The 14,327-nt window shown below is 59.1% G+C and carries 14 protein-coding genes and 1 tRNA gene; 7 read left to right on the top strand and 8 right to left on the bottom strand.

The genetic code is table 11. The features are described 5' to 3' along the window. Nucleotides 1-35 precede the first annotated feature (35 nt). Nucleotides 36-1,136, bottom strand: coding sequence for a pyridoxal phosphate-dependent aminotransferase (locus A37O_RS0110015; RefSeq protein WP_033378054.1), 1,101 nt, complete (start codon nucleotides 1,134-1,136; stop codon nucleotides 36-38). Between the two features lie 75 nt (nucleotides 1,137-1,211). Beyond that, nucleotides 1,212-2,453 (bottom strand): phosphoribosylamine--glycine ligase, encoded by a 1,242-nt coding sequence (gene purD, locus A37O_RS0110010; protein WP_026196297.1) that lies wholly within the window; start codon nucleotides 2,451-2,453, stop codon nucleotides 1,212-1,214. 40 nt (nucleotides 2,454-2,493) lie between these two features. Between purD and A37O_RS0110005 the strand changes: the two genes are divergently transcribed. Continuing rightward, nucleotides 2,494-2,919, top strand: a complete 426-nt coding sequence (locus A37O_RS0110005) for an HIT family protein (protein ID WP_018297371.1) — start codon at nucleotides 2,494-2,496, stop codon at nucleotides 2,917-2,919. A 3-nt stretch (nucleotides 2,920-2,922) separates the two neighbouring features. Here A37O_RS0110005 and A37O_RS0110000 read toward each other — a convergent pair whose 3' ends face one another. From A37O_RS0110000 to A37O_RS0109990, 3 genes are all read right to left on the bottom strand, one after another. After that, nucleotides 2,923-3,693: a MerR family transcriptional regulator gene (locus A37O_RS0110000; RefSeq protein WP_018297370.1), complete on the bottom strand. Its 771-nt coding sequence runs from the start codon at nucleotides 3,691-3,693 to the stop codon at nucleotides 2,923-2,925. Between the two features lie 34 nt (nucleotides 3,694-3,727). Continuing rightward, nucleotides 3,728-5,149 (bottom strand): sensor histidine kinase, encoded by a 1,422-nt coding sequence (locus tag A37O_RS15280; protein ID WP_018297369.1) that lies wholly within the window; start codon nucleotides 5,147-5,149, stop codon nucleotides 3,728-3,730. 183 nt (nucleotides 5,150-5,332) lie between these two features. After that, entirely contained in the window at nucleotides 5,333-6,046 is a 714-nt protein-coding gene (locus tag A37O_RS0109990; RefSeq protein ID WP_018297368.1) for a response regulator transcription factor, read from the bottom strand. A gap of 124 nt (nucleotides 6,047-6,170) precedes the next feature. On the opposite strand from A37O_RS0109990, the gene A37O_RS0109985 reads away from it, so the two are divergent. Next, complete coding sequence (locus A37O_RS0109985) at nucleotides 6,171-7,514, top strand: MFS transporter (protein WP_018297367.1); 1,344 nt, start codon at nucleotides 6,171-6,173, stop codon at nucleotides 7,512-7,514. A 64-nt stretch (nucleotides 7,515-7,578) separates the two neighbouring features. Here the strand turns inward: A37O_RS0109985 and A37O_RS0109980 are convergent. Both A37O_RS0109980 and A37O_RS0109975 read right to left on the bottom strand, forming a co-directional pair. Beyond that, nucleotides 7,579-7,651: transfer RNA gene (locus A37O_RS0109980), tRNA-Thr, on the bottom strand. A gap of 12 nt (nucleotides 7,652-7,663) precedes the next feature. Beyond that, the gene (locus A37O_RS0109975; protein WP_018297366.1) at nucleotides 7,664-8,617 is read right to left on the bottom strand and encodes a diaminopimelate dehydrogenase; all 954 of its coding nucleotides are present in this window, start codon (nucleotides 8,615-8,617) and stop codon (nucleotides 7,664-7,666) included. A gap of 95 nt (nucleotides 8,618-8,712) precedes the next feature. Between A37O_RS0109975 and thrE the strand changes: the two genes are divergently transcribed. From thrE to otsB, 5 genes are all read left to right on the top strand, one after another. Further along, a complete protein-coding gene (thrE, locus tag A37O_RS0109970; protein WP_018297365.1) occupies nucleotides 8,713-10,221 on the top strand; it encodes a threonine/serine exporter ThrE in 1,509 nt (502 codons plus the stop codon). Nucleotides 10,222-10,322: 101 nt separating this feature from the next. Next, nucleotides 10,323-10,652, top strand: coding sequence for a hypothetical protein (locus tag A37O_RS0109965; protein ID WP_018297364.1), 330 nt, complete (start codon nucleotides 10,323-10,325; stop codon nucleotides 10,650-10,652). 22 nt (nucleotides 10,653-10,674) lie between these two features. Further along, nucleotides 10,675-11,994, top strand: coding sequence for an alpha,alpha-trehalose-phosphate synthase (UDP-forming) (locus A37O_RS0109960; protein ID WP_018297363.1), 1,320 nt, complete (start codon nucleotides 10,675-10,677; stop codon nucleotides 11,992-11,994). After that, nucleotides 11,994-12,467 carry a hypothetical protein gene (locus A37O_RS15930; protein WP_018297362.1) on the top strand — a complete coding sequence of 158 codons (474 nt, stop codon included), beginning with the start codon at nucleotides 11,994-11,996 and terminating at the stop codon, nucleotides 12,465-12,467. Before A37O_RS0109960 ends, A37O_RS15930 begins: the two co-directional genes overlap by 1 nt. Further along, nucleotides 12,464-13,219, top strand: coding sequence for a trehalose-phosphatase (gene otsB / locus A37O_RS0109950; RefSeq protein ID WP_018297361.1), 756 nt, complete (start codon nucleotides 12,464-12,466; stop codon nucleotides 13,217-13,219). Before A37O_RS15930 ends, otsB begins: the two co-directional genes overlap by 4 nt. Here the strand turns inward: otsB and A37O_RS0109945 are convergent. Beyond that, a complete protein-coding gene (locus A37O_RS0109945) occupies nucleotides 13,177-14,286 on the bottom strand; it encodes a LacI family DNA-binding transcriptional regulator (protein WP_018297360.1) in 1,110 nt (369 codons plus the stop codon). The genes otsB and A37O_RS0109945 overlap by 43 nt on opposite strands. Between the last annotated feature and the right edge of the window lie 41 nt (nucleotides 14,287-14,327).

Here is a 14,327-nt window from a genome sequence, read left to right as displayed (position 1 = left end):
GCGAATTCCTTTGTAGTTCGGGCTTCTAATTCAAGCTAATTCAAGTAAGCATCGAGGCGGGCACACGCGTCGCGCGCCTGCTCAGGGGTGGAACACAAGCTCAATCGTACCCACGTGTTTCCGTTGACTGGATCAAAGTCCACGCCCGGCGCGAATGCGACGCCGATCTCGTCGACAAGCTGGATGCACCAGGCCTCGGAATCATCGGTGTACTTCGACACATCCAGCCACAGGTAGAGCCCGCCGTCCGGGTCCGCCATCGTATCCAGGCCGGTCTTCGGTAATTCCTCAAGCAGTACCTCGCGCACGGCGCGATAGTCCTCGACATAGCCGTCCAGGGTTGCTCGGGATGCTTCAGAGAAGGCTCCCTTCGCCGCTACCTGGGAGACTGCCGGAGCGCACAGTGCCAAGGAGGCCTGGAGATTTTCCACCGGTTCGAGCAGTGCGTCAGGCAAAATGAGCCAGCCCACGCGCCAGCCGGTCATGGAGTAGTACTTCGACAGGGTGCCCACGACGATGGCGTTGTCAGAGAACTGGCGCGCGGTGGCCTCAGGGCGCCCAAAGCTCATCCCGTGGTAGTCCTCGTCAGAGATCAGCCAGGCGCCGTTGTCGTCGCACCACTTGGCAATGCGCTCGAGTTCTTCCGGGTCGATGATGGTGCCGGTGGGGTTGCCCGGGCTGGTCACCATCACGGCGTCGGGTTTGAGCTCATCCAACATGTCGGCCGTGGGCTGGAAACGCGTGGAGGCATCGCAGACCATATCGACGATCTTGCAGCCCAGCGACTCCAAAATATTGCGGTACGCCGGGTAACCGGGCCGGGGCAGCGCCACGGTATCGCCTGCATCGAGGCAGGCCAGGAATGCATTGACGAAGCCGCCGGAGGAACCGGTGGTGATAATGACATTGTCCGCGTTGGTAGTCACGCCGTAGGTCTCGGAGTGCCAGTTCGCGATGATTTCGCGCAGCTCACGGTCGCCGACAACCTCGGTGTAGCCCAGGGCATCGGTGTGCAGCACCTCGGAGACAGCCTCAAGCGCGGGCGCCGGGGCGCCCGTGGAGGGCTGTCCCGCACACAACATGATCGTATCTTTGCCTTCACGCTTGCGCCGGTGCACCAGGTCGAGCATGCGCATCACGCGAAACGGCTGGACTTGCCCGCGCTGAGAGATTGATTGGCCACTACCAAGCGATTCGTTCATGGTTCTAGCTTAAACCGTGATCTCTCCGTCGAGCGCACGCCGTCCGATGTCACGGCGGTAGAAGGAACCGTCCAGCTGGATTTGCTCGATCTGGGCGTAGGCATCTTGGCGTGCTTCCGCGAGATCAGCGCCGACACCCACCACGTTGAGCACGCGCCCACCGCTAGAGACAAGCTCGCCGTTGTCATTCGTGGACGTACCGGCATGAACCGCGCGCTCAAGGCCGGCACCGGTGATAGCACCACCGGTGACAGGTGATGCAGGGTAGTTTTCGGCTGCGAGCACCACCGTAATTGCCGAGCCGTCTTTCCACTGCAGCTCAGGCTGCTGATCCAGCGTGCCGTTCGCGGTGGCTGCCAGCACGTCGGCCAGTGGGGTTTCCAGCAACGCCAGGACTGCTTGGGTCTCCGGGTCACCGAAACGGGCGTTGAACTCAATCACGGATGGGCCGTCTGCGCCCCACGCCAGGCCCGCATAGAGCAGACCGGAGTAAGGAATTCCGCGCTTGACCATTTCCTTCGCCACGGGTTCGACTACCTCGGTGACGATGCGCTGCACGCCCTCCTCGGGAAGCCAGGGCAGCGGCGCATAGGCACCCATGCCACCGGTGTTGGGGCCCTCGTCTTCGTCGTAGGCGCGCTTGTGATCCTGTGCGGGAAGTAGCGGCACGACGGTTTCGCCGTCAACCAGGCAGAACAGGCTGACCTCGGGGCCGTCGAGGAAGGATTCCACGAGCACCGGATTGCCGCCTTCGATGACACTGCGGGCGTGCTCGGCTGCTGCCTCGCGGTCCTGGGTGACCACAACACCCTTACCGCCGGCAAGCCCGTCATCCTTGACCACATAATTCGGGCCGAAGTTATCAAGCACACCGTCGATCTCGCTGACATCGGTGATGCGCTCAGCCTGCGCGGTCTTGACACCGGCGGCTGCCATCACGTCTTTAGCGAAGGCCTTCGAGCCCTCGATCTGCGCGGCCTCTTGAGAGGGGCCGAAGACTGCGAATCCTGCCTCACGGAGTGCGTCGCCGGCACCTGCGACCAGCGGAATCTCTGGGCCAATCACAACCAGGTCCGCTTCGACCTCGCGGGCGACCTTCACCACATCGAGGGGGTCTTTCACGTCGCAGGGCAAACAGGTGGCAATCTCAGCGATTCCCGCGTTACCTGGGGCGACAAAAAGCTCGTGTCCGTCCATGGCCTTCGCAAGGGCGTGCTCGCGGCCTCCGGATCCAATAATGAGTATGCGCATGTCGCTCATCGTAGCGCGCAAATAGGTAAGGTTTGGCATCATGAGTAGCGTATTCACGAAGATCATTAACGGAGAGCTCCCTGGTCGCTTCATCTACCGCGATGAAGACGTCGTAGCCTTCCTGTCCATCAACCCAGTTACCTACGGTCACACCCTGGTTATTCCCGTTGAAGAGGTTGACAAGTGGACTGATCTGAAGCCTGAAACCTGGCTAGCCCTCAATGAACTCTCCCAGGACATTGGCCGTGCCATCATCGAGGTGTTCGACGCCGAGCGCGCCGCCTACCTCATCGCAGGTTTCGAGGTTCCTCACACCCACATCCATGTGTTCCCTGCGAACGACATGTCGGGCTATAACCTCTCGGCTGCCATTCCTGCGGATCAGACCGACCCGGAGAAGATGGATGAGGCTGCGGCGAAGCTCCGCGAAGCACTGGGCACCGACGAGAACGGTTTCCCCAACTAGCCTTTAGCCCCAGTTCGGCTCTGTAATCCCCTCGAGTTCCGCCTGCTTTTCCACAAGGGAAAGCAGGTAGGCCTCGTTACCTCCGTAGGCAGCGGAGAACCGCTTGTCTTGGGTGTACATCTGGGCCAGCACCCATTGACGGGCCCGCGAGCATTCGTACCACTGCCCAATCGATGCACGGTGGCGCTCCACAAGTTCTAGCGCCTCAGCACTGCCCGGCTGCACACCGGAGTCTTTCGCCGCGGCAAGGTCGCGCGCAAACTCGTCCTGTTCCTGCTTGAAGCGGGCCCAATCCTCATCTTTGAGGTTGTCCACCCGCGCCTGGGACTGCGCCCACTCGTCTGAGTCGCCCCAGCGCTCTTCTGCTTCTTTTTGATATTCCGGCATGTTTTCGCCGAAGTACTGCGCCAATTTATCCATTGTCGATTCTCCTTGTTCGGCCTGTGCGATTAGTTGATCGACCGATTCAAGCTGGCGCTTTAGAGCAGTTTGCTTTGCGACGAGCCCCTCGCGGTGCTCGCGCAACGCCGCAGAAAGGTGTGCGCCGCGTGCGTCGTCGATAAGCACTGCAATGTCTGCGAGCTTGACCCCCGCCGCCTGGTACAACACGATGGCTGCGCCGCGCTCGAGATCCTGCTCTGTGTAGAGCCGATAATCGGACCACGTGCGCCACGTCGGGGTGAGTACACCGATATCGTCCCAATGCCGCAGTGCCTTGGGGGTGACCCCGAGGATCTGTGCGGCTTGGCCAATGGTGAACTCTTTGTCGGTCATGATGCTCAGTGTGAGCCTTGCCGCAGGGGCAAGGTCAAGACTTCGACTTCTTTTCTTTCTTATTGTCCGTTTTTTCGTCGGCTGCGTCGTCGCCCTGGCCTTCCCCGAAGGAGTCTCGCAGGCGAGGCAGTGTGACGGTGAAGGTGGAGCCCTCGCCTTCGACCGATGCCACCGAAATGGTGCCGTTGTGCTGCTCGACCAGGGACTTAGTAATGGCCAGGCCGAGACCCGAGCCACCTCCGTTGCCGCGGGTGCGTGATGTATCGGCGCGGTAGAAACGCTCGAAGATGTGCTTGGACACCTCTTCGTTCATGCCGATTCCGTTGTCCGCGACGTCGATGTAGACGTTATCATTGTCTTGCCGCAAGGTCATACGCACCTCTGCGTCGCTACCGCCATGCTTGAGGCCGTTGACAACTAGGTTGAGCAGGATTTGGTGCATCCGGTCGGGGTCGCCTTGAATCAGCGGGACAGCGGCGGTGGAGTTTTCCACGGAGATCGTCCGCTCTGGGAAAGCGGCGCGCGCAGAGCTTGCCACGGCGAGGGTGAGCTCCAGCATGTCCACCGACTTCAGGTTCAACCGTGAGCCTTCGGCTCTGGTCAGTGCGAGGAGGTCTTCGACAAGGAATTTCATGCGCTTCGACTCGTCGTCGATTTTGCCGAGTACGAAATCCACGTCATCAGTCGCGCCCTGACGGTACAGCTCGGTGAACCCGCGCAGGCTGGTCAAAGGCGTGCGCAACTCGTGCGAGGCGTCGCCGACGAAGCGGCGCATCTGTTCCTCTTTCGACTTTGACTCTTCGACGGAATCGGTGAGCCGACCGAGCATCTTGTTCAGCGCGTAGGACAGTTCGCCAACCTCGGTCTCGCGAGGCCACTCAGGAACACGACGATCCAAGTCGCCGTCGGCGATCGCAAGAGCGGTGCTTTCCACCTCGCGCAGCGGACGCAGTGCGCGGCGCACGAGGTAGTGGGCCGCAATACCCATCAGCAACAGGACGATGACTGCGATGATGGTTTGGATAGCCATCAGGCTACGCAGCAGGTTGTCCTCTTGGTCGAGAGATTTAGCCACGATAGTGATCGAACCGTCCGGGCTCGGTGCAGCAATGGCGCGCCATTCCCGGTCCTCCAGGGAATGCTCCATGGAGTTGATGGTGATGGGCACACCGTATTCGGAGATTTGGGTGTAGTCCGGCGGACTCCCCTGATCGTTGACAATCCGGATGGAGCCATGCGGGGAGAGCGTGATTTGGCAGTAGTCAGAAGGTAACCCTGAGACCGAGGAGGCGCGCTGCAATTGGTTTCCACGCGCCCACGAATCGATGCCCGCGGTGAGGTCGTCGTCGACGCGCTGGTACAACACCTCGCGCAGAATCGTGTGCACGGCCAAGGAACTGCCGATGAGCCCGGCGCCTGAGATCAACACCACGAGCACAACGAGCCAAGTTCGCATGGGTAGCGGAGGGCGCTCACCGCGCCTAATCCTGGACGCTTTGCTTCCTTTGTCCTCATTCCCCGACGAAGGGTTCTGCACTTCGTTGGTGACTTCTACTGTCATAAGCTAACGACCCTAAATTACTAACCCTGTAAAAACTTGGGAATACTCGGGAAGGAAAGTAAGTGTTCTTACTGGCCTTTACTGACGGGGCGTGCGCAAAACGTATCCCACGCCTCGCACGGTGTGGATCAGCGGAACATCACCGGTGTCGATCTTACGACGCAGGTAGGAAATGTAGGACTCCACCACGTTGCCGTCGCCACCAAAGTCGTAGTGCCAGACGTTGTCGAGGATCTTCGACTTAGACAAGACCACTTCCGCATTGAGCATGAGGTAACGCAGCAGATTGAACTCCGTCGGAGACAGGTCGATGATCTCGCCGCCCTTGGTGACCTCGTGAGTTTCATCATTCAAGGTCAGGTCAGCGTAGCGGATCGTCGAGTCTTCGCTTGCGGATTCGGTAACGTTGCCGCGGCGCAGGATGACCCTCAGGCGGGTGATTACCTCTTCGAGGGAGAATGGCTTGGTCACGTAGTCGTCGGCGCCAATGGTGAGGCCGTGAATCCGATCTTCCACCGCATCCTTCGCCGTCAGGAACAGCACTGGGCCATCGATCCCCTCGGCGCGCAGCTTCCCCAACAGTTCGAAGCCGTCCATGTTCGGCATCATCACATCGAGGATATAAGCGTCAGGATTGAATTCGCGGGCGATTCGCAGAGCTTCCTGCCCGGAGTTTGCGCTTTCAACTTCAAATCCCTGGAATTTCAGGGAGACGGTGAGCAGTTCGACGATGTTGGGCTCGTCATCTACGACAAGCACCTTCACGTTCTGTGTGTTTTGTGAATCAGACATTACAATTTTCCGCCTTCTGTACGATTTGTTCTCTAGTCAACTCCTCGAAGCTGTACGTTTACTGAATGCCTGCTGTACATCGGTTCCGAGGGCAAAACAGGGCGTCTACCTCTACTATCAACGTATGACGACTCACCAGAATGCAACCCCGGGAGCCACCTCGCGCCGCACCGACAAACTCTCCGTTGCAGCCTGGTCTGCCTGGGACGCAGGCTCCGCCGCTTTTAACGCCGTCTTGCTGACATTTATCTTCTCTGTGTATCTCGTGGACACCGTCGGTAAAAACGTCGAGGGAAGCATCTCTGCCTCCCAATGGTACTCATTTGCCATGGCAGCAGCGGGTGTCTTTATCGCGCTCGTCACGCCAGTGATGGGCCAGCGCGCGGATCAAAAAGGCACCCGTAAACGCTCTGTGGTGATGTGGACGTTGCTCACCATCGTCGCCATGGCACTGTTGTTTTTCGTCGAGGACAGCTCAGCGCAATATTTCTGGCTGGGTGTCATTTTGCTCGCGGTGGCATCCGTGACCATCGAGTTCGCAGAAGTGTCCTATTTCGCGATGCTGAACCAAGTCTCGACGCCTGAGACCGTAGGCAAAGTATCCGGCATTGGCTGGGCCGCTGGCTACGTTGGCGGAATTGTCTTGCTGCTGGTCTGCTTCGTCGGATTCATCTCTGGTGACGGCGACACTCGCGGACTGCTCAATCTGCCTATCGAAAACGGCCTGAATATCCGCCTCGTCGCGCTCTTCGCCGCAGCATGGTTCTTCCTCCATGCACTGCCGCTAATGTTCCGCATCCCAGAAATCACGGGGCAAGATGCCGGGTTTAAAGAATCATTCGTCGATTCCTACAAGCGTCTCTTCCGCGACATCAAGCAAATGTGGCACACCAACCGCAACGGTCTGACCTTCCTGATCGCCTCCGCTGTCTTCCGCGACGGACTCGCCGGCGTATTCACGTTCGGCGCAATCCTCGCGGTTACCGTCTTTGGGCTCTCAGCCAGCGACGTCCTCATCTTCGGCATCGCCGCCAATGTCGTCGCGGCTATTGGCGCAGCAATAGGCGGGCTTCTCGACGATAAAATCGGCCCCCGCACAGTCATCATCGGCTCGCTCACCCTAATGATCCTTGCCGGAGTGGGACTGTTCTTCGTCGAGGGCCCTACGGCCTTTTGGATCCTCGGTTTAATCCTGTGCATGTTCGTCGGCCCTGCCCAGTCGGCTGCGCGCTCCTTCGTCGCCCGCGTTGCCGAGCCAGGCAAGGAAGGCCAGATCTTCGGCCTCTACACAACTACTGGACGTGCCGTTTCCTGGCTCACCCCGGCTCTGTTCGGCCTATTCGTAGGGCTGGGCAACATGGGCGACCGAGCTGGCATCATCGGCATCATCGTGGTCTTGCTCGCGGGCTTGCTGCTACTTCTGCCAGTGCGTGATCCGCAGCAGGGGGCTGAAACAAGAGCGGTTTAGCAAAGTGAAACGGCCGGTCGTCGCGAAGCTTTTTGCTTCACCACCACCGGCCGTTCCTCTTCAGAGCTGGAGACGAGACTTGAACTCGCAACCTACGCATTACAAGTGCGTTGCGCTACCGATTGCGCCACTCCAGCACTGAAACGATATTACACGTCGCGAGCAATGAGGTCATCAAGCGGGGTAGGCGAAATGAGGAACGGGGGAACCTCAAGCACTGAATATGCACCATATGCTTGGTTTTCCTGCATGCGCACCGCCGCGCGAGCGTATGCAATAGCAACAGCGCCGGTAAAATCAGGGTTGCGCTCAAGCTCCAAGGTGTACTCGATCAGGTGATGGAATCCGCCCGTGTCACCGGTGGTGACTACGTGTCCGCCGTGCGGCATTCCAGTGTGTTCTGCGTCGAAAGTTGCCTCGTCGACGAAGTGCACCTCGACCTGGTAGCCCACGAAGTAGTCAGGCATAGTGCGGATCTCGTTCTCGATGCGCTCCTGATCAGCCTCGTCAGCCACGATGTAGCACACGCGCTTGTGGGCGCTCTTGCCATCGAGGCCTTCGGTCTCGCCGTTGCGTGCGCGCTGCAAAGCGTCTTCTGCAGGGATGGTGTACTGCACTCCCTTGATCACACCGTCGATGCGACGCACTGCGTCGGAGTGACCCTGGGACAGGCCCGGACCCCAGAACGTATTCTGCTTCGCGTTGGGCAGGATCGCCTCGGCCATGGTGCGGTTGATCGAGAACATGCCTGGATCCCAACCGGTAGACACGATGGCAACGGTCTCGTGTGCTTCCGCGACCTCGTTCATCGTCTGACGGTGACGTGGGACATCGCGGTGGTTGTCGTAGGTATCTACAGTGTTGACGTGCTTGGCAAACTCTGGAGCCTGCTCAGGAATGTCGGTGGCGGAGCCGAGGCACAGGATCGCGACGTCGATTTCGTCGCTGTACTTTTCAAATTCAGCCACTGGCAACACCCGAGTGTCGGTGTCCAGGGTGTCGCGGCGGGAGAAGATCGCGCTCACTTCCATATCTGGCTGCAGTGCGACGAGTTTTTCCACGCTCTTGCCCAGATTTCCATAGCCGACGATTCCTACGCGCATGTGTGACGTGCTCCTTTACGTTGGGGGTGAGTGTTTTCCACCCTACCCTGGTGCATCAGTAGTCCCAGGAATACTACAGGCGTTAAGGTGCGTATGTGCCCAATGTGTTTGAGAAATTGAGGGATGCACTTCGCGGTGGCGGGCATGTAGCCACCATTGATACCGCGATGGCTTCCCCGCCGCCGTCGCCACTCGCACCAGTCGACCTCACTAATCCTGCCCAGGTGGCAGCAGTGATGAATATCGCCGCCAGAATCGGCGATATCTTGCTTTCCTCAGGCACCCCGAACGCGGATGCGCGCGCTCAGATCCACACGGTCACCTCGTCGTACGGCCTGCACTATTGCCACATAGACATCACGCTCAATTCCATCCGTTTGCACACCACCATCGGCACGACCACGAAGCAGCCGGTCAGTGTCATGCGCGTGGTCAAGAGCATGGATACGAATTTCTCCAAGCTCTCCGAGGTCGACCGGTTGATCCGTTCGATCCGCTCCGGTGCGACTCCGCCAGAGCTGGCCGAGAAAATTCTCGACGAGATCAGCCTCTCTCCACCTCCGCATGGCCCGGGTCTCGCATTGTTGGGGTGGGCCGCGATGGGCGGTGGCGTCTCCATCTTGTTTGGTGGCGACTTATATATGGCGCTCACCGGTGCGATCACCGCCTACCTCATCATGCTTGTGAATGGTTGGCTGAGCAGGCGCGAACTTCCGTACTTCTTTCAGTGCGTCCTGGGTGGGTTACTTGCAACGATCCCAGCATATATCGCGTACGAAATCGGCGGCTATTTCGGGCTGCAGTTCTCGCCGAGCCTAGCTATTGCATCGGGCATTGTTGTCCTGCTTGCTGGGTTAACTCTGGTGCAATCGCTGCAAGACGGTATGACCGGGGCTCCGGTGACGGCGAGCGCCAGATTCTTCGAAACGCTGCTGAACACGGGCGGCATCGTCGCTGGAGTGGCCACAGGAATTCAACTTTCAGCCCTGGTTGGCCCCGGTTTACCACCGATCCAGACTGGCACCGTGACCCCAACATTTGGCTCAGCGATCGCCAGCATTACCGCAGGCACCATCGCAGTTATCGGGTTTGCGCTGGCGTGCTACGCGGACAAGACGGCGCTGTGGGTGTCCGGCTTAACCGCCGCGATTGGCTCCATCACCTATTACATCGTGCTCCTGCCCGCCGGGGTGAGTTCTGTGTTCGCTGCGGCAGTATGCGCCGCCATGATTGGCCTTGCCGGTGGTTTGCTCGCCCGCCGCTTCATGGTGCCTCCACTGATTACAGCAATCGCAGGTGTTACTCCCTTCCTTCCCGGTCTGTCCGTCTACCGCGGTATGTACGCCGTCTTGAACGACCAGGTCGTTGTGGGAATTACCAATTTGGGTATTGCCGTCGGCACGGCCTTGGCTCTCGCGGCCGGAGTGACGCTCGGTGAGTGGTTTGCTCGTCGTATTCGTCGCCCTCAGGTCATGGCCCCGTACCACGCTTTCCGGGCCGCCGGCCGCGTCACCTTCCAGCAGATCCGCCGGGCAGAGCAGGCGGCGCGCACTCGTCGTCAAGCACGGCCCGCTAATCGACGAGGTAAACAGCCCCAGCGCTGATTGGGGAGGCAACCGGGCGGGTTGGCATCTCGGTAGCGTAGAATAGACGCACTTACGTTTGTAGTTTTTTAGTTTCCCACCACCTTTCAGGAGGAATTTTCGTGCCCCCAAAGATCACGGATAGTCGCCCCTCGGCCGAGGCCATCCACGAGGTTGAAGAACAGACCGCACTGGGCGCCCGTCGCATTGTGGCAACCTATGCGGAGGATCTCATGGACGGTGTGACCCTGATGTCCATGCTCGGCGTGGAGCCAGAGGGCTTGGTGTACAAGCGCTTCGAGGAAGAGCTGTCCCCACAGGAGGAAACTCCAGAAGAGGCTGCGGCAAAGACCGCCACCAAGAAGAAGGCTACAAAGAAGAAGGCCACCAAGAAGACAACGAAGAAAACTACGAAAAAGGTCGCTAAGAAGGCCTCCCCAGCGGCTGAGTAGAACGAATCGAACGCGAAAGCGGATGTACGGCGACAACTCCTTTGTAGTGGCAGCGAATCGTCTGCCCGTAGATTTGGTCGATGGCCACTGGGTTCCTTCTCCCGGTGGGCTTGTCGCTGCGCTTGAGCCGATTCTGCAGGAGCAGCAAGGCTGCTGGGTCGGTTGGCCGGGAGTCGCCGACGCCTCCATGGAACCGTTTTCTAATGGGAACGTGCTCCTCCACCCCGTGCAATTGTCCTCCGCTGACTTCGAAGAGTTTTACGAGGGCTTTTCCAACGCGACCCTCTGGCCCCTTTTTCATGACCTGATTGTCCACCCCACCTACGATCAAGCCTGGTGGGAGCGCTACCGAAGCGTCAATGAAAAGTTTGCGGGTGAGGTCGCTCGCGTCTCTGCGCGCGGGGCCACGGTGTGGATCCAGGATTACCAGCTACTGCTCGTGCCAGGCCTTTTGCGCGAGATGCGCCCAGACCTGTCCATCGGATTCTTCCTCCATATCCCCTTTCCCTCCCCGGACTTATTCCGTCAGCTCCCATGGAGTGACGAGATTATCGCGGGAGTCAGCGGAGCTGACTTGGTGGGTTTCCAAAGAACGCGGGATGAGGACAACTTTTCGTCGATCGTCGATGGTGCAGTGACGACCGGCACTTTCCCCATTTCCATCGACCCGCGCGGTTTCGGTGCAGTTGATCCGGGCACCACAGCAACGCTCCGTGCGAAACTCGGCTCTCCCAGCACTGTTTTACTTGGTGTCGACAGGCTCGATTACACCAAGGGCATCCTGCAGCGTCTCACCGCGATTGAGGAGCTGTTGGAAGAGGGCAAGCTTAGCGATGTGACTTTCGTCCAAATCGCTACTCCCTCACGAGAGCGCATCGACCATTACCGCCAAACCCGCAGCGCGGTCGAAGAAGCTGTAGGTCGCATCAACGGACGGTTTGGTGAAATCGGTCGGCCAGTGGTGCATTATTACCACCGCTCCATGGGCAAAAAACAGCTCCACGAATACTATGCACTGGCCGATATCATGCTGGTCACCCCGTTTAAAGACGGCATGAATCTGGTAGCAAAGGAATATGTGGCAAGCCACCCGCGCGGCGATGGAGCGCTCGTATTATCCGAGTTCGCCGGCGCAGCAGTAGAACTGGGTCAGGCACACTTGTGCAATCCTTTCGACATCGTGTCTATCAAGGATGCCATTATGGATGCAGTGGAAGCGCGCGGTTCCGCCGGCGCGCAGGATGCCATGCTTGCCATGAACCATCAGGTCAATGAGTTCACGGTGGCTCGCTGGGCCCAGACATTTCTCAATTCTCTTGCAGCAACGAAAGAGGCTTCTTAATGCGTAAGGCGGTCATCGGCACCATCGCAGCTGCCACCTTGCTGGTGGGTTGCTCTAGCCAACCTGAGGAGAACTCCATGGTTGGGCCAACATGGCAGGTTGTCAGCCTGTATACAACACCGGGTTCCCCCGATGAGCTCCCGCAAAGCGCCGCCGGTGCAGCCCGGTTTGTGTTTGGTGAATCGTCGATCGCTGGCAATACCGGCTGCTCCCCGTTCCAGGCCGCGGTGCGCTTCACCAATGGTGAGGAAGAAGTAGCAACCATCGATGCTTCCGAGATGACCTTTGAGAATATTGAGTACATGGACACCAGCTCGTGCGACGGGGGCTCCCAGTATGTCCACGACGAGCTTCACGGACTGTTTACAATAGATTCGACGTTTGAGATCGACCACCTTACGGACACCGAGATAGTCCTCACGAAAGCCGACAGCGGGATCGAGCCTCCTTCCATAAGGTTGATGAAACAATGACACCTGCCGCCCATCACGCGATTGCCCATCTCGCCCAGGCCGAGCGTCTGCTCCTTGCCACCGACTTCGACGGCACTGTTGCCCCACTGCGGCCCGATCCGATGTCCGTGATCGCCAATCCAACGACGGTGCGGGCCTTGGAAAGCCTAGCTACGCTGCCCAACACTGAGGTCGTCGTCTTGTCCGGGCGTCATTTGGACGGCCTCATGCAGGTCTGCCCCTTACGCGAGCCCGTGGTCCTTGTTGGTTCGCACGGCGCCGAGCAGACGGATGGGGGCTTAGTGCTTAGCGACGATGACGAGGCCTACCTCGATAGCATCGAAGCCACCTTAATGGGCCTTATCGCGGACTATCCCTTGGCCTATATCGAGGTCAAGCCCTATCAGAGGGTGGTGCACGTTGCTCACCTCGCCGAGGTTGACCCTGAGGCGGCCCTCGGCATTTTGGACGCTGCGCGACAGATTGAGACTGGCGGGCGCCCGACTACTGATGGGAGCAATATCGTCGAATTTTCGGCGGTGGAGTTCACCAAGGGAATGTGGGTGGAACGACGGAAACGCGACTTTACTGCCACCCTTTTCGCCGGCGACGATGTCACCGATGAGTCTGTTTTCCCTTATCTCTCCCACGGTGATGTGGGGATTAAGGTCGGCGAGGGTGCTACGGGCGCTTCCTTGCGCCTTGACACTATTGATGAGATGGCCGCGTTCTACGACAGCCTTTCCGCTGCGCGCGGTGCCGCAACGGTCTGACCAGAACTCAGCGTCGTGGGGATCACCACATGTGGCGCAGGGTTGTCCGGTTCTTTGTCTTCAACTCGAGCGTTGACAAGAGCGTCGAGGATTTTTCCTACGGTCGCCCCCTTACGCCGGTTCGGCTGATTAACCGTGGTTAAACCCCGCAAGTGAGCAAGTTCGACACCATCAAAGCCGGTCACGCTCAGGTCACCCGGCACATCGATGTTGTGGGCAAAGCAATAATCCAGCACGCCGAAGGCCATCGAGTCGGTGGTGCACAGCACCGCTGTCAGATCTGGATGTGCTTCTAAAAGCTCCTTGGCCGCATCGATCGCGGAGGGGTGATCGTTGAAGTGCCTCGTCACAATCGGGATATCGGTCAGCCCACTCTGCTCAAAGACGTCCATGGCGCCTAAGATTCTCTGCCGCTGGACGTGCAAGTCAGCGGTTTCGACTTCCGCGAGGGTGATATGGCCGTCGAATTGTCCGCGATGGGTTCTCTTCGCCAGGATGCCAATGCGACGGTGTCCCTGTTCGACGAGCAAGCGAGCTGCTGGTTGGATCGCAGAAAAATCGTCGATCCCGACAAAGGGGAGGTCGTTGATCTCATAAGGCTGATCGACAATGACTATGGGCAGGCCACGACTGCGGGCAGCATCGAGGTGAGGGTCGTTAGCGGCAACCGAATAGACCACGAACCCGTCGACAACGGCTTGGGAAATGAGCTGCGTGGCCTCGTCGTCAAGCGGCCCAACGGGCACGAGTGTCATCGTGTTGTTCTTGGCGTACGAGCTGTCGCCTAGGCCTGCAAGGAAGTCGATGGACGCCAAGTCTTCGAAGGCGAAGGACAGCCGCTCGGTGAGAATCACGCCGAAGGACCCGACCCGGCGGGTGCGCATACTGCGCGCCATAGGGTCTGGGCCGGAGTAGCCGCGCGCTGCCGCTGCTGCGAGAATCTTCTCCCGGAGTTCAGGAGAGAGCTGATCGGGATGGTTGTACGCATTGGAAACGGTAGTGCGCGATACGCCGAGATCAGCGGCAATGGAAGCGAGAGTTCCTCGTCGAACGGGGCGTGAAGCCATGGTGCCAATGTATCAGCTCGCGGTTTACGCGCGTTGCCCTA

Source organism: Corynebacterium lubricantis DSM 45231 (assembly GCF_000379425.1).
GTDB classification, from domain to species: domain Bacteria; phylum Actinomycetota; class Actinomycetes; order Mycobacteriales; family Mycobacteriaceae; genus Corynebacterium; species Corynebacterium lubricantis.
Note: the sequence above shows the minus strand (reverse complement) of the source record. Positions and strands in the feature narration are given on the sequence as shown.

Coding starts and splice junctions, on each gene's coding strand:
- A37O_RS0110015 (WP_033378054.1), bottom strand. CDS start 1,136: ATGCGCATGCTCGACCTGGTGCACCGGCGCAAGCGTGAAGGCAAAGAT.
- purD (WP_026196297.1), bottom strand. CDS start 2,453: ATGCGCATACTCATTATTGGATCCGGAGGCCGCGAGCACGCCCTTGCG.
- A37O_RS0110005 (WP_018297371.1), top strand. CDS start 2,494: ATGAGTAGCGTATTCACGAAGATCATTAACGGAGAGCTCCCTGGTCGC.
- A37O_RS0110000 (WP_018297370.1), bottom strand. CDS start 3,693: ATGACCGACAAAGAGTTCACCATTGGCCAAGCCGCACAGATCCTCGGG.
- A37O_RS15280 (WP_018297369.1), bottom strand. CDS start 5,149: ATGCGAACTTGGCTCGTTGTGCTCGTGGTGTTGATCTCAGGCGCCGGG.
- A37O_RS0109990 (WP_018297368.1), bottom strand. CDS start 6,046: ATGTCTGATTCACAAAACACACAGAACGTGAAGGTGCTTGTCGTAGAT.
- A37O_RS0109985 (WP_018297367.1), top strand. CDS start 6,171: ATGACGACTCACCAGAATGCAACCCCGGGAGCCACCTCGCGCCGCACC.
- A37O_RS0109975 (WP_018297366.1), bottom strand. CDS start 8,617: ATGCGCGTAGGAATCGTCGGCTATGGAAATCTGGGCAAGAGCGTGGAA.
- A37O_RS0109960 (WP_018297363.1), top strand. CDS start 10,675: ATGTACGGCGACAACTCCTTTGTAGTGGCAGCGAATCGTCTGCCCGTA.
- A37O_RS15930 (WP_018297362.1), top strand. CDS start 11,994: ATGCGTAAGGCGGTCATCGGCACCATCGCAGCTGCCACCTTGCTGGTG.
- otsB (WP_018297361.1), top strand. CDS start 12,464: ATGACACCTGCCGCCCATCACGCGATTGCCCATCTCGCCCAGGCCGAG.
- A37O_RS0109945 (WP_018297360.1), bottom strand. CDS start 14,286: ATGGCTTCACGCCCCGTTCGACGAGGAACTCTCGCTTCCATTGCCGCT.